A 20,001-nucleotide genomic window follows, 5' to 3' on the forward strand; every position below is an offset into this window, starting at 1 on the left:
GGAGTTGCATGCTGCAGATGGTGCGTCGTGAGGGTCACATTGACTCGATTTGCCTTCGGTCACTAGCCTCGACTCTACAGATGTAGAGGAGCCTCATGTTACTGGACGAAGAGCAGTTGGCGGCACGTGAAGCTCTCGATGCCCTGCGAGCCCGGATATCCGGCGGTGAGGTCGGCGGAGGGATCTACCTCTGGGGTAGCGTCGGCCGCGGCAAGACGATGCTCATGGACGAGTTCTACGAGAGCATCCGAGTCGGCAAGCGGCGCATTCACTTTCATCGGTTCTTTGCAGATCTGCACTCTCGGGCGCACGAACTCGGGTCGATGGGCGCGGCACTGGACCACGTCGTCGACGGAATCCGCGTGCTCTGTTTCGACGAGTTCCACATCGACGACGTCGCCGACGCCATGTTCATGGCAAGGGTTCTCGACACAATCGTCGCGAAAGGCGTGACTGTTGTTGTCACGTCGAATGTCCCGCCGACCGATCTTCTTCCGAATCCGCTTTTTCACGAGCAGTTCGTTCCGTCGATCGAGTTGATCGAGCGGACTCTCGAGGTGATCGAATTGGGTGGCTCCGTCGACTATCGGACGGCGGGTCAGCCAGGTGCCGGGGACTACCGTTTTGCGACAGGGGAATTCCTCGTCGTCCAGGGAATCACGTGGCCTTCGGGCGAAAGTGTCGAATTGACGATAGGCACACGCACATTGGAGTGCTCGGCGATTCGAGACGGTGTTGTCTGGTTCGACTTCGAGGTGCTGTGCGCTGGCTCGACCTCGGCTGCCGACTATCTCGAGCTCGCCTCCCGCTTCGACGACTGGGTGATCTTCGGAGTACCGGTGCTCGCCGAAGCTTCGGAATTTGCCCTTCGCCGTTTCGGAAATGTCGTCGATGTTCTCTACGACGTCGATGCGCGACTGACGGTGTATGCCGCTGCCGGTGTGGAGGACGTTGCGGGCAGTCTTCGGAACATTCCCGGATTGGCGCGCCTCTACAGTCGTCTGTCGTTGCTCGCGAGGACGGAGATGGACAGCGTCAACGGGGACGGACAGCGTCAGTTGAGGAGTAGCGTCAATTCCAGGTGAGGCCGCCGGTCGCGGCGCTGGGCGTGAGCCCGAACATGCTGTGGCAGATACGGTTGAGATGGGCGCTGTCGGTGAAACCGGCCTCGTGTGCACTGGTTGTCAGGGTTGCGCCACTGCTCATCACTTCCATGGCACGTCGTAACCGTAACCAGCGGATGTAGGTCGAAAAGCTCATCTGCAGTTGATCGTTGAAGATTCTTCCCAGCCGTCCGGGCGAGATGGAGACCAGGGCGGCGATGTCCGTCAGTGTGACCTGCCCCGAGATTCTCTCGGGAAGTAGCGTCAGGGCATGCTCGAGGGCCGGGTGAAGAGCGCGCAGGCTCGACGCCTTTTCGCGTTCGGATAGTGAATCGATCAGCCTCGCTGCGTATTCCAGATCCGAATCAGCGCCGCGGTCCGTCATCGCTACTGCGGTCTGCCCACGGTCCGACCAGTCGGCCACACCACCGCGGCCCGGCTCCGGTGGCCTGATGCGCAGACCCATCCCGGTGGTGGAGTCAACGTAGATCGCCCGTCCCCACGCACCCTCGGAGGCGGACAACGCGTGGACCGCCCCGGATGGAATGACCACGGACCGCACGACTTCACTGTGGCCGTCCCCGTCCGTGACCGTGACGTCCCCGTCGTCGATGATCATGATCTGAACAGCGGCGTGCGAATGCATGTGCGCGGATCCCACTGCGCCGGTGAACATGAGAATTCCGGGCTGCATGTGGACGGCGCCGGACCAGGTCATGTCGGAAATCATAGTGACGACCCTGACAGAGCTCGGGGTCCGGTCATCCTCCGGTAGGACCGAGCTCAGTCCGAAGATCGTGCGCTGGGCCGATGTGTTCGCGAGGGGTTCACGAGAAGGTGGAATCATGAACAACGCACAAGCACCCGCAGTCCTGTCGGTCCACGCGCTGGGCAAGTCGTACGGCGACGTTCCGGTGCTCCGAGGTGTATCGCTGGAAGTGCGCGCCGGTACTGCCACGGCCATCATGGGTCCTTCAGGATCGGGGAAGTCGACACTGCTGCATTGCATGTCAGGAATCGTCAAGCCCGACTCGGGAGCAATCTTGCTGAGCGGCCGGCATATCGAGAACCTCGGTGAGAACGACCGCAGCCGGCTCCGACGGGAGTCGTACGGGTTCGTTTTTCAATCGGGCCAACTGTTGCCGGAGCTTCCGGCGATCGAGAATGTCGCGCTGCCTCTCGTACTCAACGGGTTGTCCATCGCAGAAGCCAAGCGGACGGCGCACGGCTTCTTCGCGCCCTTGGGGCTGGATGGGCTGCAGGATCGTCGCCCGGGTCAGATGTCGGGTGGGCAGTCGCAACGTGTCGCGATTGCGCGAGCGTTGGTAACCAAACCCGCAGTTCTCTTCGCAGACGAGCCGACCGGTGCCCTCGACGCGCGGACGAGTTGGGAAGTGATGAGGGTGTTGCGTGATTCGGCTCAACAGATCGGTTCTGCGTTGGTCGTCGTCACTCACGATGCGGAAGTCGCTCGGTGGTGTGATCGCACGATGATGATGCAGGCCGGTTCGCTCGTCGGGACACAGGTGGCGGCATGAAGGCCACAGCACGCGTTGCATTGATGACGGTGCGCGGTGAAGGGCGAAAGGCCTTGAGTACCTTCGCGCTCCCAGTGTCCGCATTTGCCGCCTCGACGACGTTGTTGCTGACGGTGCTCGGCGGCTACGGTGCATTCGCGGGCAGATCGAGCGAACCCGAAGCCGAGGCGTACCTAGCGCTCGCAGGGGTTGCTTCGGTGTTGATGATCGTTCCAGCCGTCACTCTCGGTCTGGCGGCGGCCCGCTTGGGCGCGCGCCGTCGCGACGAACGACTCGCCTCGCTGCGACTCATCGGATCCACCCCTCGCCAGATCGTTGCGCTGTGCGCTGCGGAATCGGGTATCCAGGGCTTGGCCGGTGCGTTGATCGGTGTGGTGGGATACCTCCTCGCGTTGCCGCTCGTAGCTCTCTTGAGATTTCAAGGTCGGACATTCGAGTGGAGTGAGCTTTGGGTAGGCGCACTTCCGCTGGTGGGCATCGTATTCGGAATGACCATCCTGGCTGCTTTGACGTCGATGCTCGGGATGCGCCAGGTGTTCGTGAGCCCGTTGGGCGTCACGGCGGGCAATCCCAGCGCCGCACCGAAGATGATCTTCGCTGTGGCTGGGGTGGGGGTCCTTGTGGGATGGAGTGCATTCGGGGGCTCCGCGGCAAGCATCGCGGCAATCCTGGTGGGCCTTGGTCTCTGCTTCGGCGTTGTTGCGTTGGTCGGTCCGTTCGTCATTTCGCTGCTTGGACGGATCATGCTCAAATGCGCCAAAGACGGTGCTTCGCTGATTGCGGCGCGTCGGGTCTTGGATAATCCGAAGGCTGTGTGGCGCACGGTCAGCGGTGTGACGATGGCCAGCTTCGTTGCCGCAGGCACATCTCTCCTCGCCGCGATAGGCAACGGGGAAGGACAGGATTTGCAGCCAGGGCAGGAGTTCCTGTTCGCGGACATGAGAACCGGGGTGTTGTTCACTCTCGGAGCAACATTCACGTTGGCGGCCATCTCGTCTGCGCTCACCCAGGTATCCGGGATCCTCGACAACCGTGAGCTGTATCGGAGTCTGACTTTGGCCGGCACACCTGTCGAGGTGATGGACAGCGCCCGCGTGAGGCACGTTCGCACTCCCGTGGTGGTGATGGCACTGGCCGGCGCCGGCGCTGCACTGCTGTTCCTCTTCCCGCTGGCAGGGGCAGCCGTATTGACCACTCCGATGGCGCTGGTTCAGTTGGGCGTCACCCTGGCTGTGGGGATCGCGTTGGTGTTGGCCAGTGCGTTTGCAGCCAAGCCCGTCATGCGACGGGTACTCGCGGGCTGAATCTCCACCGATCGTCCGTCAGTTCTGTTTCCGGAACGGTTCGGCCAACTGGCCGAGGTAGTCGTCCGGGTAGTCGGGTTTGGCCGCCATTCCGAGATCGTCACTGCTGAAGCGCTTTTCCGGATCGAAAGAATAAGTGCGGAAAAGGTGATCCCAGATCAGAGTGAACAAACCGAAATTGACGTCACCGATTCCCGCCCACTTCAGGTGATGGAATCGGTGGCCGGCGTTGAGGGCGAGTATCGGACGCAGGGGGCCGATGCGGTAATCGGCATTCGAATGCTGAAGCAGGAGTTGGACAGCGACACAAACCGCGAGCGCCGAGGCAACTGGAACGGGCATCCCGAGGAGGATCAGTGGCAGGACGCCGCCGGCGGTTTCGAAAGTCTGATGCACGGGGTGCTTCATCAGTCCGTTCATACCGTAGAACCGTTCGAGGCTGTGATGAACCGCGTGGAAACGCCACAACCATCCAACCTTGTGGCTGATCAAATGCACCACGGTGATGCCGAAATCGGCAACCAACACTGCGAAGACGACCTGAAGGACAAACGGAAGACCGCTCGGCCACAGCCCGTCGAACGGAATCACCGCGGCCATCAACGGGATTACCGCGACGCTGACCAAGATGAGGGATTCGTTGACAAACGCATGGACAGCGTCGCGAAACCTGTCCGGTCCCGGGGCATTCCACGAAGATTCGTAGGGAAGCGCCCGTTCGGCCGCGAAAGAGCAGGCCACTGCGAAGAGAATCAATGCCACCAGTGACCATTTCGGCGCGCCGGATGCCGCCAGCGCGATTGCGGCTCCGTTGATTCCCAAGAGCATGAACGGGACGTACCCGTATCTGACGATGAAGGTGAGCATGTGATCGATGGTGCTCGATGCCGGTGGCTCTCGACTTGTACGAATCGGTCGACTTTCAGTCAACCGAACAGGCGGTATCGCGTTACTTCGTCAGTACGGTGGCGAGTGCAGCGCTCAGATACGGAGTGATGTTCTCGACGACCCGCGTCACGATCGCAGTGGCAACGTCAGCGGGTTGCAGTGGCACAGACGGCGTCTGCGGCAGTGCCGGGGGAGCAGGCGGAGCGGGCTCGGACATCATCGGCGTATAGGTGTTGTGCTTCGTGAAGTAGCCGAAGACCGAATCCACGAACACCTCGGGCGCATCACGCGGCTTGGGCATGTTGCAGATGCCATCACCCTCGATGCAGACTTCCTGCACTGCAATGTCTCCGAATCCGCCGCGTGCTCCGGACATCGTCGCTCCCGGAACGACATTGGGCACTACGGTTTCGATGCCCCCGGCCGAGTTGCGAGGGTCGGCGTAGAGGACGCCTTCGACTTGCGACTGCGGAATGGATCCGTCGCGTGCGATGTCACCGAGAACGTCGCCGGCAATACGCGCTCCCTGTGAGTATCCGGTGACGACGATCTCGCTGCCCGGGCACTGAGCGTGGAAAGCGTTGACTTCAGTGCGAAGCGTCTGGGCGCCGGCGGCAACGCTCTGGTCGTACGTCTGATCGCCGAGCGGCCAGAAGCTGGCGGGGTAGGTCACCGGCTTGGAGGCGTAACCCTGGGCCACGTAGCGGTCGGTGACGGGTTGCGTCGTTTGTCCCGTCGGATCCCACGTTCCGCCGACCGCGAATACCGCACCGGCAGGGCACGACCCACTGTCATTCGGGTCCGCTCCGGCAGGCACCGACATCACAAGAGTCACCCCCGCTGTGACTGCAACCGTGCATGCCACTGACATCGCGTATTTCCTCATCGGGCCTGTCCCCATCTATCTACGTTCTCGTTCACTGGCGAGACAACCCGCGGTCCGACGCGTTTCGTTCGGTACTGAAGAGAATGGTGATGGGGCGATAAGTCCTGGAGGTAATCCGTGCGTAAACAGGAAGTTGCCGACCGACGCTGTTTGCTACCAGCGTGTGTGGCGCGTCACGGCGTCGGGACCTGCGGTGGGTGATCCGGTTCGAGGAGGGTTCCGATCGCCTTGCCCATCGGCACGGCGTTGTTGAGGTCCGCGTTGGTTGTCGGCCCGAGCGTGGCGTAGACGACGATCGTCGTCTTCGAGTCGGGGTAATAGAGCGCAAGCCCGTTGTAGCCGCCGTACGACGGGTTCATCACAAGCCAACCGTCGAGGTGCCCGGTCCCGAAGGAAAAGAACTTGTCCGCCGTCATACTTCCCAAGCCCGCAGTCGTCGGTGCCATCTGCTGCTCGAAAGCTTTGTCGGAGAGCAACTCTCCCGTTCCGAGTGCGCGCACCCACTTTCCGACGTCGGCGACAGGCGCGTTCATGTTTCCGCTGTGCAGGAAAGCCGTCGGATTCCAGAAAGTGGAGTCTTCGAATACTCCGCGTTCATTGGTGTAGCCGTGCAAAATCGGCTCGTCCATCTGCGACGTGAGCACAACGCTGCTGTGATCCATCCCGAGTGGATCGAAGACGCGCTGCTGAAGTAGGTCGCCCAGCGGTTTTCCAGTCGCTTTCTCCATGACGTCGCCGAGCAGCGTCAGGTCGCTGTGCGCGTACGCCCAACCGGTGCCGGGTTCGAACAGCGGTGGGCGGGAGTTGGCAAGATTCAGGATCTCCTGAGAAGTCCAGCCTTTCATCGGGTTGTCCGTGAAGAGTTTGAGGAACTGTGGATCGGTCACGTAGTCGGAGATGCCCGACGTGCTGTTGGCCAGCATTCGTGGAGTGATGGTCTCTGCGCGTGGAAAGTTCGGTTCCCACTTCGCGATCGGTTGATCGAGGGGAAGCGTTCCCTCTTCGTCGAGTTGCAGCAGAACTGTCGAGAGCATCGGTTCCATCGGCTGACCGACGCGCAACTGCATGTCGGTTGTCGCCGGAACTCCGATAGGGGACTCTCCGACGGCACCGAGAGCAATCTCGTCGTCGCCCCGCCACACTCCGAACACGGCGGCACTGAGGCCCAAGTCGGCCACTTGACGGCGGACGAGGTCCGCGATCTCGTTGGATTCCTGACTGCTCGCGGTGCTGGGAGATGCGCTGCTCGTGTTTGTTGCCGAGTCCTCGTCGGAACTGCACGCAGCGGTTGCAATGGCAAGGGTCAAGGCGATCGACAGAGCAGCTAGCCGCACCCGAGTGCGGTGGTGGGAGGAATTCATGCCTGCGATCCCTTCGATGTGGAAATCGAGCAACCGACGCCTAGCAATGTCCCAATTGACTGAATTTAGCGCAGTTCGAAGGGGGAGGGAACAGATTGACGGTTAGGGGTGACTGCTACTCCCAGTGCCTGATCACGTCAGTCCTCAGTCCGGCGTTGCGTCCGATTCCGCTCGTCGGTCCTGTGCTTGCTGGAGCTCGGCGTTGATGCGACGAGCCTCGGTGAGTTGGTCTTCGAGGATGATGATGCGGCAAGCCGCGTCGAGCGCCGTGCCGTTGGCTACGAGTTCGTGCGCGCGGGCCGCGATGCGCAGCTGGTACCGGGAGTAGCGGCGATGTCCGCCCTCAGAGCGTTGTGGGGTAAGCAGTTTCGCGGCATCGAGGCTACGAAGGAAAGCTTGCCTGACACCGAGGATCTCGGCCGCATGTCCCATGCTGTACGCAGGATAGTTCTCGTCGTCGAATCTGCCGGAGGGGTCCCCCGGTGGTGTATCTGCCGGAATGGCTCGCTTCTTTCGCTGAACGGACGGGGCCCCCGGCGCGAGGTGCGCCGGCCCCGGCACGTCCCTGCCCTGCGGTACTGCTTGCGGGTAGTTCATCTCTCCCGCATCTCTTGACTCGTTCCTTGCTACGAGAAAAAAGATACAACACCGTCGTGAGAATGTCTACCCTGACCGCTGTAGATATTTTGTTGCGAACTTTCTAGGTATCGGAGTTCAGGAACGGCCTGGTCACCGGGGGTGAGAGCGCTCCATGTGAGTCATGGGAGATGAATCTGGGACAATGCTCCGATGCGAAATACCCCGAAGTCCGAGTCGTTGTTGCGCGCCCGCGCGGAGAGGGAAGAGCGCACCGGCTCCTCCGAGCATCCCGCTGGTGGCGCGTCGAACCCCGGAGAGGACTCGTCGTCGTCCGAGCCGGGGGCGCGCAGCGACAGCGCCACGATTCGGTCGGCTCGGTCCGAGCTCTCAACTCATGCCAGGGCCGTGGAAAGTATGCACGAGGCGATCCATCCTGATCGCGATTGAGTCAGTTACCTGGTCGGGATGCGGGGGGGACTCCTTCATCCCGCTCACTGCAACGCAGACGGCCGCCGCACTCCCGAAAGTAGGGGAGTGGCGACGACCGTCGAGTTGGCAGAGTGCGTGCCTGGTGCTTGGACCTCAGGGCAGCAACTGGTCCAGGAAGGTGTTGCTGAAGACCTTGTGCGGATCCAACGCGTTGTATGCGGCGTTGGCGGTGTCCCAGTTGTCGCTCGATGGGACGCCGTCGCGGTAGGTCTGGGGGAGGCCCTGGGTGATGATCGGGGCGTCGGTGTACGGCTTGTCGGGGCCGAACGCCCAGCCTTTGGACCACTCGGGGCGGAAGGTGGCGTCGTTGTTGTTGTAGTGATTACGCATCCACTGTTCCATTTCGCGGTAGAACGCGAACATGCCGGGGGTTCCGGGGACGCCGAGGACGTTGAGCCAGATGGCGGTGTCCCATTCCGGATGGTCGGGGCGCGGGCGCATGGCCGAGATGGTGGGGGCGCCTGCCGAGTCGACCTCGACGTCCGAGGGTTGATCGAGGCCGCAGCAACGGATTTCGACGGGGCCGTTGAGGGGGAACTGTCCGATAGAGCGGTAGTACTCCATGCGGCCGTTGAACCACTGGGTGAAGTCGTGGATGACCTGGCCGATGTTGGCGCGGGAGGTGATGACGGCTCCGCCGCCCTCGGTCAGACGAAGGGTGGTGGCCCGGATGTAGAACTGGACGTCCTTGGACCATCCCCACAGGTCGTTGGAGAAGGTCGCGGCGAGTCCGGCAACGGTGGTGGCGTACATGATCTGCCCGAATGCCGGTGCGATGCCCGGGTTTCCGGCGTTGATCTGCCCGATCATGTCGGTGACCGGCTCCGGGAGGTTGTCGGAGAAGATGTAGTTGTAGGGCCCGGTCACCTCACGCGAGAACGGCGGCTTGGTGGGGGCAAGTGACCACACCTTCATCCACGGGCGTTCGGTGAAGGGGTACCAGATTGCTTCTGCGCGACCGTTTTCGCGGACGAACTTCTCGAAGGTGCGTCCGGACGCTCCGCGGGCACCGAAGAGTTCCTGCCAACCGATGTCGGTGTGGCTGACGCAGCGCATGCGGTAGTTGGGAGCGGCCTGCAAGGTCACGGAGGTGAGGAAGGTGCGTCCGAGGTGAGTCAGCAGCGGCTTGATCGCTGCATCGCTACGCGCGTACGTCTCGAGCGCGTACTCACTGCCGTTCCAGACCACTGCGGTCAGGGAGGTGACGAGGTTGGAGAGGGAGCCGAAAGTCTGTCCGGGAACGTGTGCTTCGCCTTCGGCGGGGAGCGCTGCGCCGTGAGCGTCGACGGCGAGGCAGCCGGCGATGGTCAACACACCGGGCGCCGGCAGGTTCGCGAACCCGAGGCCCTGTGCCTGCAGTGCGGTGGTGATGGCGTCGAGGGTCGCGCCGGGTCCTGCGGTGACGGTGGCCGGGCTGCCACCGGCGTTGACGGAGACGCCGGTGAGGTGGACCGTGGTGTCGGCGAGGATGACCTTGTCGACCGGCGCACCGTTGACGATGGTCAGCGGCGTCCAGCCGTGCATGGCACCGCGGGGACGAATGGTGTAGCCGTTGGCATGGCCCCAGTTGGCGAGGCGGACTACGTCTTCGGGCGTCTTGGGTGAACAGGTCCAGATCGCGTCGAGCATGATCTCTTTGGACCAGTTCTGATATGCCTGCTGGTACAGCGCGATGCCTTCGGGGAAGGCAGGCGGCGGTGTGAGGGTGGAGACAGGACCACCCGCGGAGCCGGAGGAGCCGGCGGGGACGGCGTAGGCCGGCGTCCAGCCGGCGAATGCGGTCGCTGCCACGGCGCCGGCTCCAGCGGCCATGAAACCTCGTCGGGACAGTCGGAACTTTTCGTCTTGTGCCGTCATCTTCGGGCTACTCCATCGGGTTCGAGAACTACGGTGAGTTCTAACAGGTGGGTATCAGACAGGTTGGTATCAGACAAGAGTGAGAACTACGTCAGCCAGGGCAGGAGCTTCGCGCTCCAGTACGGAAGCTGAGATCAGGAGTCGCCCATTGTCTTTCCAGATCTGGATACTCAAGTTCTCGCCGGGAAATACGACCCCGGCAAAGCGGGCCCGAAATCCGGCTACCCGACTGCTGTCGCCGTCGAGCATGGTATCCACTGCGGTCTTGCAGACCATTCCGTAAGTACACAGTCCATGCAGGATAGGCGCTGGAAAGCCTGCCGCGGAGGCGAATTGCGGATCCGAGTGCAACGGATTCCGATCACCACACATCCGGTACAGCAAAGCCTGCTGTGGAAGCACAGGCGTCACCACTGTCTCATCTGCTTCGCGATCCGGAAGCGTAATCGACTCCGACGGACCACGTTCACCCCCGAAACCACCCTCGCCGCGGGCGAAAATGGACGAGCGAGCTGTCCACAGCGGGTTGCCCTCGGCGTCGACCGTGACGGATTCCTGCACGATCACCGCGGCCTTGCCCTTGTCCCAGACCTCGGCGATTCGAGTTGTGGTGCGGCCACTTCCACTTGCCGGGATCGGCTGATGGACAGTGACTTCCTGGCTCCCGTGGACTACCTTCGCCAGATCGATTTCGACGCCGGGGAACGAGACCTTCGGCGCTTCGGTGGCGTGGAAGTTGGCGGCGACGGTGGCAAAGGTGGGTAGTACCTGAGGCTTTTCGTCGTCGAGGTATCGAAGCTCGTTCGGATCGAGCGGCCGAGCACCTGCCCCTAGTGCCAGGTGGTAGTGCTGCACGTCCGACGGGGTCCATGAGAACTCTTGTGGCGCAAGCTCGGCGCCGAGTGCGATCTTCGGATCAATTGGCATGGTCGACCGCCGTCTTTTCAGCTGCTGGTGCCTCGGTGCTCTCAGCCTTCTTCGCACGCTCGACGATGTCGAGTACGGCCAGGTAACCGAAAGTCATTGCGGGACCGATGGTCGCGCCTGGTCCGGCGTAGGTGTGGCCCATGACCGGAGCGCTCGCGTTGCCAGCGGCGTAGAGACCGTCGATGACGCTTCCGTCTTCGCGTAGTGCTCGGCCGTTGACGTCGGTGCAGATACCACCCTTGGTGCCGAGGTCACCCGGAACCATCTTGATGGCGTAGAACGGAGCCTTGCTGATTTCGGCGAGGCTGGGGTTCTTCAGTCGGGGATCGCCGTAGTACGCGTCGTAACCACTGTCACCGCGTCCGAAGTCCTCGTCCTTGCCGTTGCGTGCGAAGCCGTTGAACCGGTCGACGGTTTCGGTCAGCGATGCGACGGGAAGCCCTGTCTTCTCGGCCAATTCGGCGATGGTTCCCGCCTTGACCACGATGCCGGCCTTGAGCCAGCGGCCGGGGAAGGGGGAGCGGGGAGTGATACCGGCAAACGTGTAACGGTTGCGGTAGCGCTGATCGAGAATCATCCACGTCGGGATGTTCTCGCCGGCGCCTTCGCCCTGACCGTACTCACCGCCGTACATCGCATGGGTTGCCTCGACGTAAGGAGCAGCCTCGTTGCCGAAGCGCTTGCCCGACATGTTGACCATCATGCAGCCCGGGAGGGTGCGCTCGGAGAGAGCGAACCACGGTCCGCCGGTCAGCGGAATGGACGGGCCCCACCAGGCGTCGTCCATGAAATCGACTGCAGCGCCGACTTCTTGGCCTGCGCGGATACCGTCGCCGGTGTTTGCCTTCGCGCCGACGGTCCATTCGGTGCCGATGGGTGCGCGCTGGTACTTCTCACGCATTTCCTTGTTGTGCTCGAATCCGCCGGATCCCAACACAACTCCGTGGCGAGCGCGGATGACCTGCTCTTCGCCGTCGACGATGACGTTGACGCCGCGAACTGCGCCGTCTTCGGTGTACAGGGAGGTCAGCGGGGTGTTCAGCAGGATGGGTACTCCGGCGGACTGAAGTCCGAGTCGAATACCGGCGACCAGTGCCTGGCCGCGAACCAGCAGATCCTTCTTTGTGGCCTTGGCTGCGAGGAATCGCATGCCGACCTTCATGGCGCGCAGGGGTCCGCGAGGATTGCGCATCAGCAGGTTGAGCCACTTGTAGTCGGCCTGGGTGATGACGAAGTTCTTGGGGGCCTTGACGTAGTCGGGCTCGAGGTTCTTGCGGTCGGCGCCCAACTTGTTGCCGTCGAACGGGGTGGGCTCGACACTGCGGCCACCGAGGCGTCCGCCGGGAGCTTCCGGGTAGTAGTCGGAGTAGCCGGGCACCCACTGCAGTTCGAGAGGGCTGTTCTTCAGCACGAACGAGAGCATCTCGGGACCGCGCTCGAGATAGGTGTCGATGCGTTCGGGAGCGACGACGTCGCCGATGATGCTGTGCAGGTAGGAACGTGCGGCCTCCGGGGTATCGGTGACACCGTCCGCCTGAAGTGCCTCGTTGTTGGGGATCCAGACCCCACCACCGGAACGGGCGGTCGATCCGCCGTAGTGGGCGGCTTTCTCCACGATGACCACACTCAAGCCCTGGTGGGCTGCGGTCAAGGCCGCTGTCATACCTGCGGCACCACTGCCGACGACGACGATGTCGTATTCCTGCTTGCTCATGTAGAACACGTTATAGAATGATGGGGGTGTCAGTCCATGCTTTCTGCCAGGAAGTATTTCCGGACGTTGTCATTGATAACGAAACACGTTGCAGTGAGATTGAGGATGGTGCGGTGTGACCTGGGATACTTCGGTTGACGTCCTTGTGGTCGGGTTCGGTGTGGCGGGCGCCAGTGCGGCGCTCGAAGCGGTAGCGGCCGGTTCGTCGGTTTTGGCGATCGACCGAGCACTCGGTGGTGGTGCCAGCACGATTTCCGGAGGAATCTACTACGCCGGCGGCGGCACCGTGATTCAAAAGGAAGCCGGTGTCGAGGACAGTCCCGAAGCCATGCTCGCCTACCTGAACCGCGAGGTCGGTGACGCGGTGACGCCGCAGACTCTGCGCCGGTTCGTCGACGAGAGCCCGGCGTCGATCGACTGGCTGCGCAGTCACGGCGTGCCGTTCGAGGCCTCACTCTGTCCGTACAAGACGTCGTACCCGAGCAACAAGCACTACCTCTACTTCTCGGGCAGCGAATCTGCCGGCGGGTTCCGTGACATCGCAAAACCTGCTCCGCGCGGCCATCGCGCCAAGGGGCGTGGCACGTCGGGAAAGATGCTCTACGCCCCTCTCGCGAAGTCCGCGGAGGCCAAGGGCGTCCAGTTGCTCGGCCAGACGAGAGCGGACCGGCTGATCATCGAGGACGGCCGGGTGATCGGCGTCGAAGCACTGACGCTTCGTGACGCACCTGCCGGAGTTCGTCGGCGTCACGCGACGCTCGGATCTCTGTCCTCCAAGCCCGGCGTCTACGCGCCGCAGTTGCGCACGATTCTCGACGCACTCATCGCGAAGATCGAGAAGAAGCACGCCAAGCGGATTCGCATCCAGGCACGCGGCGGCGTGATCCTCAGCGCCGGCGGCTTCGTGTCCAATCGCGAGATGATGCGCACCCATGCCCCCGCCTACAAGGGCGGTATCCCGCTCGGCACCTCCGGGGACGACGGCAAAGGCATCAACCTCGGTATCGAAGCCGGGGGAGCCACCGACAAGCTCGGCAATGTTTCCGCCTGGCGATTCATCGTCCCGCCGAGTGCTTTTCTCGGTTCCATCCTGGTGGGTGAATCCGGTGCGCGAATCGTCGACGAGTCACGTTACGGTGCCGCTCTCGGTCAGGCGATGGCAGAGAAGAGCAACGGAATCGGTTGGCTGCTGGCAGATTCCGAACTCGTTCGCGAAGCGAAATCGCAGATCAGTGACCAGTCGATGTGGTTCCAGCGGGTACAGACCACCGGCATGATGCGTACCGCAGTGCGTGGCAACACCATTGCCGAGGTCGCCCGTAAAGCGGGGATAGACGTCGCCGGCCTTCAAGCCACCGTCGACGCGCACAACTCCGCTGCCGCTGCCGGACAACCTGATCCGATGGGCAAACCGTCGGACTTCGTCAGGCCGATACTGTCTGCGCCGTTCACGATGTACGACGTCTCGATCAAGCCCAACATGATGAATCCGTGCCCGATGCTCACGCTCGGTGGATTGGTGGTCGACGAATCGTCCGGCATGGTGAAAAACGAGGCCGGGGAGGGTATCCCTGGCCTGTATGCCGCCGGCCGTACCGCCGTCGGTATCTGTTCCAACTCGTATGTGAGCGGCTTGTCCCTCGCCGACTGCGTGTTCTCCGGACGACGAGCCGGACAGCATGCAGCCACATTCTCCACAGTCGGAAAGGCCTGAACGATGCTCTCGACGCAGATCCGCGGCGAACTTGCCGACCATCTTGATTCGGCGGAACGGGATCGCTCTCCGATCAGCCCGCTGATCGCCACGTATCCGGACATCGACGTCGTCGACGCCTACGAGATCCAGCTCATCAACATCAGGCGTCGCGTTGCCGGTGGCGCAAAGGTGGTCGGACACAAGGTCGGACTCTCGTCACTGGCGATGCAGCAGATGATGGGCGTCGACGAGCCAGATTACGGTCACCTGCTCGCCGAGATGGAAGAGTTCGAGGACCGTCCGGTCGACACGTCACGCTTCTGCTTCCCCCGCGTCGAGGTGGAGGTCGCCTTCATTCTGGGAGCAGATCTGCCGGGCGCGGGGTGCACCGAACAAGACGTCATCGACGCCACTGTCGCCTATGCGCCGTCCATCGAGTTGATCGACAGCCGGATCAAGGACTGGAAGATCGGCCTCTCGGACACCATCGCGGACAACGCCTCATCCGCCGGGTTCATTCTCGGCAAGGAACGAGTTCGCCCGTCGGACATCGACATCAAGGCGATCGATGCGGTGCTGACCTGCAACGGCGAGCGGATTGCGGAGGGGCGCAGCGATGCGGTTCTCGGTAACCCGGTCACCGCTGTCGCGTGGTTGGCGCAGAAGGTCGACACGTTCGGAGTTCGGCTCAAGGCCGGCGACATCGTTCTGCCGGGTTCGTGCACGCGAGCGATCGACGCTCATCCAGGCGACAACTTCCGAGCCGAGTTCAGCGGCCTCGGTTCCGTCTCTCTTCAGTTCACGTAGGAGTAGTCATGACCAAGGCAAGTGTGGCGATCGTCGGATCGGGAAACATCAGTACCGACCTGTTGTACAAACTGCAGCGTTCCGAGTGGCTCGAACCGCGATGGATGATCGGAATCGATCCCGAGAGTGAAGGATTGGCGCGCGCCCGCAAGATGGGACTCGAGACCTCCGCCGAGGGCGTCGACTGGTTGCTCAGCCAGGCGGAGAAACCTGACCTGGTCTTCGAGGCGACGTCGGCATACGTGCACCGCGAGGCAGCACCACGCTACGAGGCCGCCGGTATCCGTGCCATCGACCTGACTCCGGCCGCGGTCGGCCCGGCTGTGGTTCCGCCCGCGAACCTGCGTGAACACCTGGACGCACCCAACGTCAACATGATCACCTGCGGTGGGCAGGCAACCATTCCGATCGTCTACGCGGTATCGCGTGTCGTCGACGTGGCGTACGCCGAGATCGTCGCCTCCGTTGCATCGTTGTCCGCCGGCCCGGGAACTCGCGCGAACATCGACGAGTTCACCAAGACCACCAGCCGCGGTATCGAGACCATCGGCGGCGCACAGCGCGGTAAGGCGATCATCATCCTCAACCCCGCAGACCCGCCGATGATCATGCGCGACACCATCTTCTGCGCTATCCCCGAAGATGCCGATCAGGCCGCGATCACCGACTCCATTCACCGTGTCGTCAAGGACATCCAGCAGTACGTGCCCGGCTACCGGTTGCTCAACGAACCGCAGTTCGACAAACCGAGCGTCGTTTCCGGTGGCTATGCAACGGTCACCACGTTCGTCGAGGTCGAAGGTGCAGGCGATTTCCTGCCGCCGTACGCGGGCAACCTCGACATCATGACGGCAGCAGCCACCAAGGTGGGCGAGGAAATCGCCCAGAAGCTTCTGAGTGTGAAGGCATGAGCGACATGATTCATTTCGATTCGAGCTGGGACATCCGCGTCACCGACACGTCACTGCGCGACGGCTCCCACCACAAGCGTCATCAGTTCACCGTCGAAGAAGTACGAGCCATCGTCGGTGCGCTCGACGGAGCCGGAGTGCCGGTCATCGAGGTCACTCACGGCGACGGCCTCGGCGGGTCCTCCTTCAACTACGGCTTCTCGAAGACTCCCGAGCAGGAACTGATCAAAGCTGCAGTCGAGACGGCGACCAACGCGAAGATCGCCTTCCTGATGCTGCCCGGGTTGGGCATCAAGGACGACATCGTCATCGCGCAGGACAACGGTGCGTCCATCTGCCGCATCGCAACTCACTGCACCGAGGCCGACGTATCCATCCAGCATTTCGGCCTCGCGCGTGAGCGCGGACTCGAAACAGTCGGATTCCTCATGATGGCTCACTCGATTCCGCCGGAGAAGCTGGCCAAGCAGGCTCGCATCATGGCCGACGCGGGTTGCCAGTGTGTGTACGTGGTCGACTCGGCCGGCGCGCTGGTACTCGAGCAGGTATCCGATCGCGTCGAGGCGCTGGTTCAGGAACTCGGCAATGACGCTCAGGTCGGCTTCCACGGCCACGAGAACCTGGGCCTGGGCGTCGCCAATTCCATTGCGGCAGTTCGTGCGGGAGCCAAGCAGATCGACGGTAGTACCCGTCGGTTCGGTGCCGGCGCCGGCAACGCCCCGGTCGAGGCCTTCGTCGGTGTTTGCGACAAGATCGGCGTCAAGACCGGTATCGACTTCTTCGCCATCGCCGATGCAGCCGAAGATGTTGTGCGCCCGGCAATGCCGCAGGAATGCCTGCTCGATCGTCAAGCGCTGATGATGGGCTACGCCGGCGTGTACTCGAGCTTCCTCAAGCATGCCGAGCGTCAGGCCGAGCGGTACGGAGTGTCGTCCGCGGAACTGTTGGTGCGCGCAGGCAAGCGCAAGTTGGTCGGCGGCCAGGAAGATCAGTTGATCGACATCGCGCTGGAACTCCAGCGCGAAGCAGCGGCTTCCTAGCCCATGGCAGACGTACTGGCCGGGAAAGTGGCCTTGGTGACCGGCGCGTCCTCAGGGCTGGGGCGCGCCGTCACCGAGATACTCCACAGCAGGGGCGCACAGGTTTTCGGTATCGCCCGTGACAAGGAAAAGCTGCGGCAGTCGATGGTCGAGGTGGCCGGCACGGACGGTGAGCGTCGTTACGCAGCGACGGACGTCTCGGATTCTGCTCAGTGTGATGCGGCCGTGCAAGCCTGTGTCGACGCGCTCGGTGGTATCGACATCCTCGTCAACGTGGCGGGATCGCACTCGCTTCGTCATACGGCGGATATTGCGGATTCCGAATGGGCACATGACCTTGCGGTCAATCTGAACGGACCGTTCTTCCTTTCCCGAGCAGCACTGCCGCACTTGCTGGAACGGGGCGGCAACATCGTCAACGTCTCCTCGATCGCGGGGCTGGAAGGGCAGGCGTACTCGGCTGGATACTGCGCTGCCAAGCACGGACTCATCGGACTGACCCGAGCGATGGCGATGGAGTTCACCGGAAAATCTCTGCGTGTCAACGCAATCTGCCCCGGCGGCATGATGACCCCTCAAGTCACCGGATTCACCTTCCCCGACGGAGTCGACTTCGATCTCGTCATGAAGGTTGCGTCGCCGCGTGGCTTGATGGAAGCCGAGGACGTTGCGAAGATGGTGGCTTTCGTGGCCTCCGACGACGCCTCGGCGATACACGGGGCCGTTTACTCGGTCGACAACGGAAAAATGGCATGAACCCGTTGGTCTCGGGACCGATCTTCCAGATCTGCTGGGTGGTCGAGGACATCGAGGCTGCCGAACAGGAGTTCACTCGGCAGTGGGGAGTGGAGCGGTGGCTGCGTATGCCAGGCATCGTCTTTGGCCCCGAGACCACAACGTATCGCGGGGAGCCCGCGGACTATGTCGTGCACGTGTCGATCGGATATGCGGGCAGCCAACAGCTCGAGCTGATCCAACCAGTGTCCGGACGCAACCTGTACACGGAGTTCCTGGAGACTCACGGCGTCGGAGTTCATCACATGGCTTGGGTTCCAGACGATTACGAGGCGACGTTGCTCGAGGCCGAGCGTCGCGGAATGTCGGTGGTGCAACAAGGTCGGGTAGAGGGCGCCGGCATGGAGTTCTCCTACCTCGATGCCGGGCCATTGGGTGGATACGTCGAGTTGATGAAGCTCTCACCCGAGATCCGGTTGATGTTCGCTTCGCTCATTCCGGATTGACGGCAAATACTTTCGCGAAGTAGTCGGAAACGTTCTCCGGGTGACCGCGGAATCCGAGGTAGCCGTCGGGGCGAATGACCAGCGCCGCCGTACCTTCGACCCCATACGCGGCGCATAGCTGCGAGTCGTTGTCCTCGATGATCGGCACCAACGAATCGACGGTCACGGTTCCCGGTGGCACTATCGCGTAGACGTCCAACATGCGGTGCGCTGATCGAATGGCGGCGTCGGCGACCTTCTCGAGGCTGTTGATGCTCTCTGCGGATCCGTCCGAAGTCAGCAGCAACGTGTGGTCGACTCCGGACAGCAAGTCGAACAACCGAATTGGATACTGCACACCGTCTCGGCGTATTCCGCGGGCATCGGGTGCACGCTCGCCCGGTTGAACGTGTGGACTCGAAGAATCACGCCCGGTGTTCAGCGGACTCTCCGAGTAGTCGATCAACAATTGAGCCTGGCGCCGCATTGCCGTGTCGATCGAGGACTCTCCCGAACCGATTCCTTCTCGAGCATTTCGGACGGTCATGCCGACGACTTCTTCACCGACCGGACGTCTTTCGGCGTCGTAGGTCTCGAGAAGATCTGCTGTTGCAACGCCTTTGACGGCGAGCGCTACCTTCCATGCGAGGTTGTGGGCGTCCTGGATGCCGGTGTTCATGCCCTGCGCGCCAGTCGGGGGATGGATGTGCGCGGCGTCGCCGGCGACAAAAACCCGTCCGCGACCGTAAGCGTCGACGATGCGGTGGCTGATGCGGAAGACCGAGGACCATCGCAGCATCGAGGCGGTTGTCGGTTCTGGGGACAGTCTGTCGAGCACAGCCTGGATGTGATGGAGTTCAGGTGTCTTGCCGGTTGAAAAACCGTGTTGTACAGAGGCTTTGTTCGACGATTCGTCCGGCATCAAATCGTCCGGAACGAGCATCGACATGCGGTACCGCTTGTGTCCGGGAAGTGGGATGCAGACGAGTAGGTCGTCGGTGGTTCCGTCGTCGGTGGTGTGGTTGGCGCGGACGGAGTAGCCGCTGGGGATCGACCAGTCGACTTCGACGTCACCGAGCATGTAGCTTTCCGCAAACGCGCCGCCCTCGAAGCTCAGGCCAAGCCCTTTGCGGACCACGCTGTGAGCGCCGTCGGAACCCACCAGATACTGGACATTCACGGTGCTGCCGTCGCTGAGTGTGCAGGTGACGGCGCCGTCGGATTGTTCGAATGCGGTGAGACCGACTCCGCGTTCGACGGTTGTCCCCAGCTCGGCGAGTCGCTCGGTGAGGATGCGCTCCGTCGAGTACTGGGGGAGGCAGAGGAACCAGTAAGGAACGTCCTCGGGGAGGGTGAGGTCGACGCGGGCGACCTCGACGCCGTTCGTGTACATGATCTGACCGCGCATCAGTGTCGAGGCGTCGAGTGCATGGCGGAGCACCCCCATGTTCTCGAAAAGTTCGAGAGTGCGTGGCTGAATCCCGACGGCTTTCGCGTATTGCCGCGGTTCGTCGAGGGGGTCGACTATTCGACAGGAGATGCCGCGTCTGCGCAGCTCGATCGCGGTGGTCAAACCGATCGGGCCGGCGCCCGCTACCAATACGTCGGTATCCATGAGGACCCACTCACGTCGGGGACAGTCGGTCATTTCAGTATGGGTAAGCGAACTTCTGTTTTGGGG

At 62.4% G+C, this 20,001-nt stretch carries 19 protein-coding genes; 10 read left to right on the plus strand and 9 right to left on the minus strand.

Going from position 1 to position 20,001, the window contains the following annotated elements; translation table 11 throughout:
• Nucleotides 1-95: 95 nt before the first annotated feature.
• Nucleotides 96-1,085, plus strand: a complete 990-nt coding sequence (gene zapE / locus AC1DVN_RS14850; RefSeq protein WP_446695024.1) for a cell division protein ZapE — start codon at nt 96-98, stop codon at nt 1,083-1,085.
• On the opposite strand, the gene AC1DVN_RS14855 is transcribed toward zapE, so the two are convergent.
• Nucleotides 1,072-1,821 carry a helix-turn-helix domain-containing protein gene (locus tag AC1DVN_RS14855; RefSeq protein ID WP_070796446.1) on the minus strand — a complete coding sequence of 250 codons (750 nt, stop codon included), beginning with the start codon at nt 1,819-1,821 and terminating at the stop codon, nt 1,072-1,074. The two genes, zapE and AC1DVN_RS14855, sit on opposite strands and share 14 nt — an antisense overlap.
• Here AC1DVN_RS14855 and AC1DVN_RS14860 point away from each other — a divergent pair.
• Together AC1DVN_RS14860 and AC1DVN_RS14865 are read left to right on the plus strand one after the other, a co-directional pair.
• Complete coding sequence (locus AC1DVN_RS14860; RefSeq protein WP_070796382.1) at nt 1,796-2,641, plus strand: ABC transporter ATP-binding protein; 846 nt, start codon at nt 1,796-1,798, stop codon at nt 2,639-2,641. The genes AC1DVN_RS14855 and AC1DVN_RS14860 overlap by 26 nt on opposite strands.
• Entirely contained in the window at nt 2,638-3,945 is a 1,308-nt protein-coding gene (locus AC1DVN_RS14865) for an FtsX-like permease family protein (RefSeq protein ID WP_070796381.1), read from the plus strand. The genes AC1DVN_RS14860 and AC1DVN_RS14865 overlap by 4 nt, the downstream gene beginning before the upstream one ends.
• An 18-nt stretch (nt 3,946-3,963) precedes the next feature.
• On the opposite strand, the gene AC1DVN_RS14870 is transcribed toward AC1DVN_RS14865, so the two are convergent.
• The 4 genes from AC1DVN_RS14870 to AC1DVN_RS14885 all read right to left on the minus strand — a co-directional run bounded on the left by AC1DVN_RS14870 (nt 3,964) and on the right by AC1DVN_RS14885 (nt 7,677).
• Complete coding sequence (locus AC1DVN_RS14870; RefSeq protein WP_019746874.1) at nt 3,964-4,812, minus strand: sterol desaturase family protein; 849 nt, start codon at nt 4,810-4,812, stop codon at nt 3,964-3,966.
• A gap of 82 nt (nt 4,813-4,894) precedes the next feature.
• On the minus strand, nt 4,895-5,704 hold the full coding sequence (locus AC1DVN_RS14875) for a PE-PPE domain-containing protein (protein ID WP_020968420.1): 810 nt from the start codon (nt 5,702-5,704) through the stop codon (nt 4,895-4,897).
• 188 nt (nt 5,705-5,892) lie between these two features.
• Nucleotides 5,893-7,080 carry a serine hydrolase domain-containing protein gene (locus AC1DVN_RS14880; RefSeq protein WP_021342855.1) on the minus strand — a complete coding sequence of 396 codons (1,188 nt, stop codon included), beginning with the start codon at nt 7,078-7,080 and terminating at the stop codon, nt 5,893-5,895.
• A gap of 144 nt (nt 7,081-7,224) precedes the next feature.
• Nucleotides 7,225-7,677, minus strand: coding sequence for a MerR family transcriptional regulator (locus AC1DVN_RS14885; RefSeq protein ID WP_477993970.1), 453 nt, complete (start codon nt 7,675-7,677; stop codon nt 7,225-7,227).
• A 192-nt stretch (nt 7,678-7,869) separates the two neighbouring features.
• Between AC1DVN_RS14885 and AC1DVN_RS14890 the strand changes: the two genes are divergently transcribed.
• A complete protein-coding gene (locus AC1DVN_RS14890) occupies nt 7,870-8,106 on the plus strand; it encodes a hypothetical protein (protein WP_125461407.1) in 237 nt (78 codons plus the stop codon).
• Between the two features lie 135 nt (nt 8,107-8,241).
• Here AC1DVN_RS14890 and AC1DVN_RS14895 read toward each other — a convergent pair whose 3' ends face one another.
• The 3 genes from AC1DVN_RS14895 to kstD all read right to left on the minus strand — a co-directional run bounded on the left by AC1DVN_RS14895 (nt 8,242) and on the right by kstD (nt 12,646).
• Entirely contained in the window at nt 8,242-10,005 is a 1,764-nt protein-coding gene (locus AC1DVN_RS14895; RefSeq protein WP_020906140.1) for a cholesterol oxidase substrate-binding domain-containing protein, read from the minus strand.
• A 69-nt stretch (nt 10,006-10,074) separates the two neighbouring features.
• Complete coding sequence (locus AC1DVN_RS14900) at nt 10,075-10,932, minus strand: MaoC/PaaZ C-terminal domain-containing protein (protein ID WP_003945880.1); 858 nt, start codon at nt 10,930-10,932, stop codon at nt 10,075-10,077.
• Nucleotides 10,922-12,646, minus strand: a complete 1,725-nt coding sequence (gene kstD / locus AC1DVN_RS14905) for a 3-oxosteroid 1-dehydrogenase (RefSeq protein WP_173362659.1) — start codon at nt 12,644-12,646, stop codon at nt 10,922-10,924. The genes AC1DVN_RS14900 and kstD overlap by 11 nt, the downstream gene beginning before the upstream one ends.
• A 115-nt stretch (nt 12,647-12,761) precedes the next feature.
• Here kstD and AC1DVN_RS14910 point away from each other — a divergent pair, with 115 nt between their 5' ends.
• Genes AC1DVN_RS14910 through AC1DVN_RS14935 form a run of 6 tightly spaced genes read left to right on the plus strand, consistent with a single transcriptional unit; the run spans nt 12,762 to nt 18,341 of the window.
• Nucleotides 12,762-14,360, plus strand: coding sequence for an FAD-binding protein (locus AC1DVN_RS14910; protein ID WP_477993971.1), 1,599 nt, complete (start codon nt 12,762-12,764; stop codon nt 14,358-14,360).
• Nucleotides 14,361-14,363: 3 nt separating this feature from the next.
• Nucleotides 14,364-15,149, plus strand: coding sequence for a 2-keto-4-pentenoate hydratase (locus AC1DVN_RS14915; protein ID WP_477993972.1), 786 nt, complete (start codon nt 14,364-14,366; stop codon nt 15,147-15,149).
• An 8-nt stretch (nt 15,150-15,157) separates the two neighbouring features.
• Nucleotides 15,158-16,060: an acetaldehyde dehydrogenase (acetylating) gene (locus tag AC1DVN_RS14920; RefSeq protein ID WP_020906143.1), complete on the plus strand. Its 903-nt coding sequence runs from the start codon at nt 15,158-15,160 to the stop codon at nt 16,058-16,060.
• Complete coding sequence (gene dmpG / locus AC1DVN_RS14925; RefSeq protein WP_020906144.1) at nt 16,057-17,100, plus strand: 4-hydroxy-2-oxovalerate aldolase; 1,044 nt, start codon at nt 16,057-16,059, stop codon at nt 17,098-17,100. The genes AC1DVN_RS14920 and dmpG overlap by 4 nt, the downstream gene beginning before the upstream one ends.
• Before the next feature lie 3 nt (nt 17,101-17,103).
• Entirely contained in the window at nt 17,104-17,856 is a 753-nt protein-coding gene (locus tag AC1DVN_RS14930; RefSeq protein WP_182261267.1) for an SDR family NAD(P)-dependent oxidoreductase, read from the plus strand.
• The gene (locus AC1DVN_RS14935; RefSeq protein ID WP_020906146.1) at nt 17,853-18,341 is read left to right on the plus strand and encodes a VOC family protein; all 489 of its coding nucleotides are present in this window, start codon (nt 17,853-17,855) and stop codon (nt 18,339-18,341) included. The genes AC1DVN_RS14930 and AC1DVN_RS14935 overlap by 4 nt, the downstream gene beginning before the upstream one ends.
• On the opposite strand, the gene AC1DVN_RS14940 is transcribed toward AC1DVN_RS14935, so the two are convergent.
• Nucleotides 18,328-19,935: an FAD-dependent monooxygenase gene (locus AC1DVN_RS14940; protein WP_477994012.1), complete on the minus strand. Its 1,608-nt coding sequence runs from the start codon at nt 19,933-19,935 to the stop codon at nt 18,328-18,330. The two genes, AC1DVN_RS14935 and AC1DVN_RS14940, sit on opposite strands and share 14 nt — an antisense overlap.
• Nucleotides 19,936-20,001 lie beyond the last annotated feature (66 nt).

Source organism: Rhodococcus sp. P4_E4 (assembly GCF_056401575.1).

Coding starts and splice junctions, on each gene's coding strand:
- AC1DVN_RS14940 (WP_477994012.1), bottom strand. CDS start 19,935: ATGGATACCGACGTATTGGTAGCGGGCGCCGGCCCGATCGGTTTGACC.
- AC1DVN_RS14865 (WP_070796381.1), top strand. CDS start 2,638: ATGAAGGCCACAGCACGCGTTGCATTGATGACGGTGCGCGGTGAAGGG.
- dmpG (WP_020906144.1), top strand. CDS start 16,057: ATGAGCGACATGATTCATTTCGATTCGAGCTGGGACATCCGCGTCACC.
- AC1DVN_RS14855 (WP_070796446.1), bottom strand. CDS start 1,821: ATGACCTGGTCCGGCGCCGTCCACATGCAGCCCGGAATTCTCATGTTC.
- AC1DVN_RS14870 (WP_019746874.1), bottom strand. CDS start 4,812: ATGCTCACCTTCATCGTCAGATACGGGTACGTCCCGTTCATGCTCTTG.
- AC1DVN_RS14915 (WP_477993972.1), top strand. CDS start 14,364: ATGCTCTCGACGCAGATCCGCGGCGAACTTGCCGACCATCTTGATTCG.
- AC1DVN_RS14890 (WP_125461407.1), top strand. CDS start 7,870: ATGCGAAATACCCCGAAGTCCGAGTCGTTGTTGCGCGCCCGCGCGGAG.
- AC1DVN_RS14920 (WP_020906143.1), top strand. CDS start 15,158: ATGACCAAGGCAAGTGTGGCGATCGTCGGATCGGGAAACATCAGTACC.
- AC1DVN_RS14895 (WP_020906140.1), bottom strand. CDS start 10,005: ATGACGGCACAAGACGAAAAGTTCCGACTGTCCCGACGAGGTTTCATG.
- zapE (WP_446695024.1), top strand. CDS start 96: ATGTTACTGGACGAAGAGCAGTTGGCGGCACGTGAAGCTCTCGATGCC.
- AC1DVN_RS14860 (WP_070796382.1), top strand. CDS start 1,796: ATGTGGACGGCGCCGGACCAGGTCATGTCGGAAATCATAGTGACGACC.
- AC1DVN_RS14935 (WP_020906146.1), top strand. CDS start 17,853: ATGAACCCGTTGGTCTCGGGACCGATCTTCCAGATCTGCTGGGTGGTC.
- AC1DVN_RS14930 (WP_182261267.1), top strand. CDS start 17,104: ATGGCAGACGTACTGGCCGGGAAAGTGGCCTTGGTGACCGGCGCGTCC.
- AC1DVN_RS14875 (WP_020968420.1), bottom strand. CDS start 5,704: ATGTCAGTGGCATGCACGGTTGCAGTCACAGCGGGGGTGACTCTTGTG.
- kstD (WP_173362659.1), bottom strand. CDS start 12,646: ATGAGCAAGCAGGAATACGACATCGTCGTCGTCGGCAGTGGTGCCGCA.
- AC1DVN_RS14885 (WP_477993970.1), bottom strand. CDS start 7,677: ATGAACTACCCGCAAGCAGTACCGCAGGGCAGGGACGTGCCGGGGCCG.
- AC1DVN_RS14900 (WP_003945880.1), bottom strand. CDS start 10,932: ATGCCAATTGATCCGAAGATCGCACTCGGCGCCGAGCTTGCGCCACAA.
- AC1DVN_RS14880 (WP_021342855.1), bottom strand. CDS start 7,080: ATGAATTCCTCCCACCACCGCACTCGGGTGCGGCTAGCTGCTCTGTCG.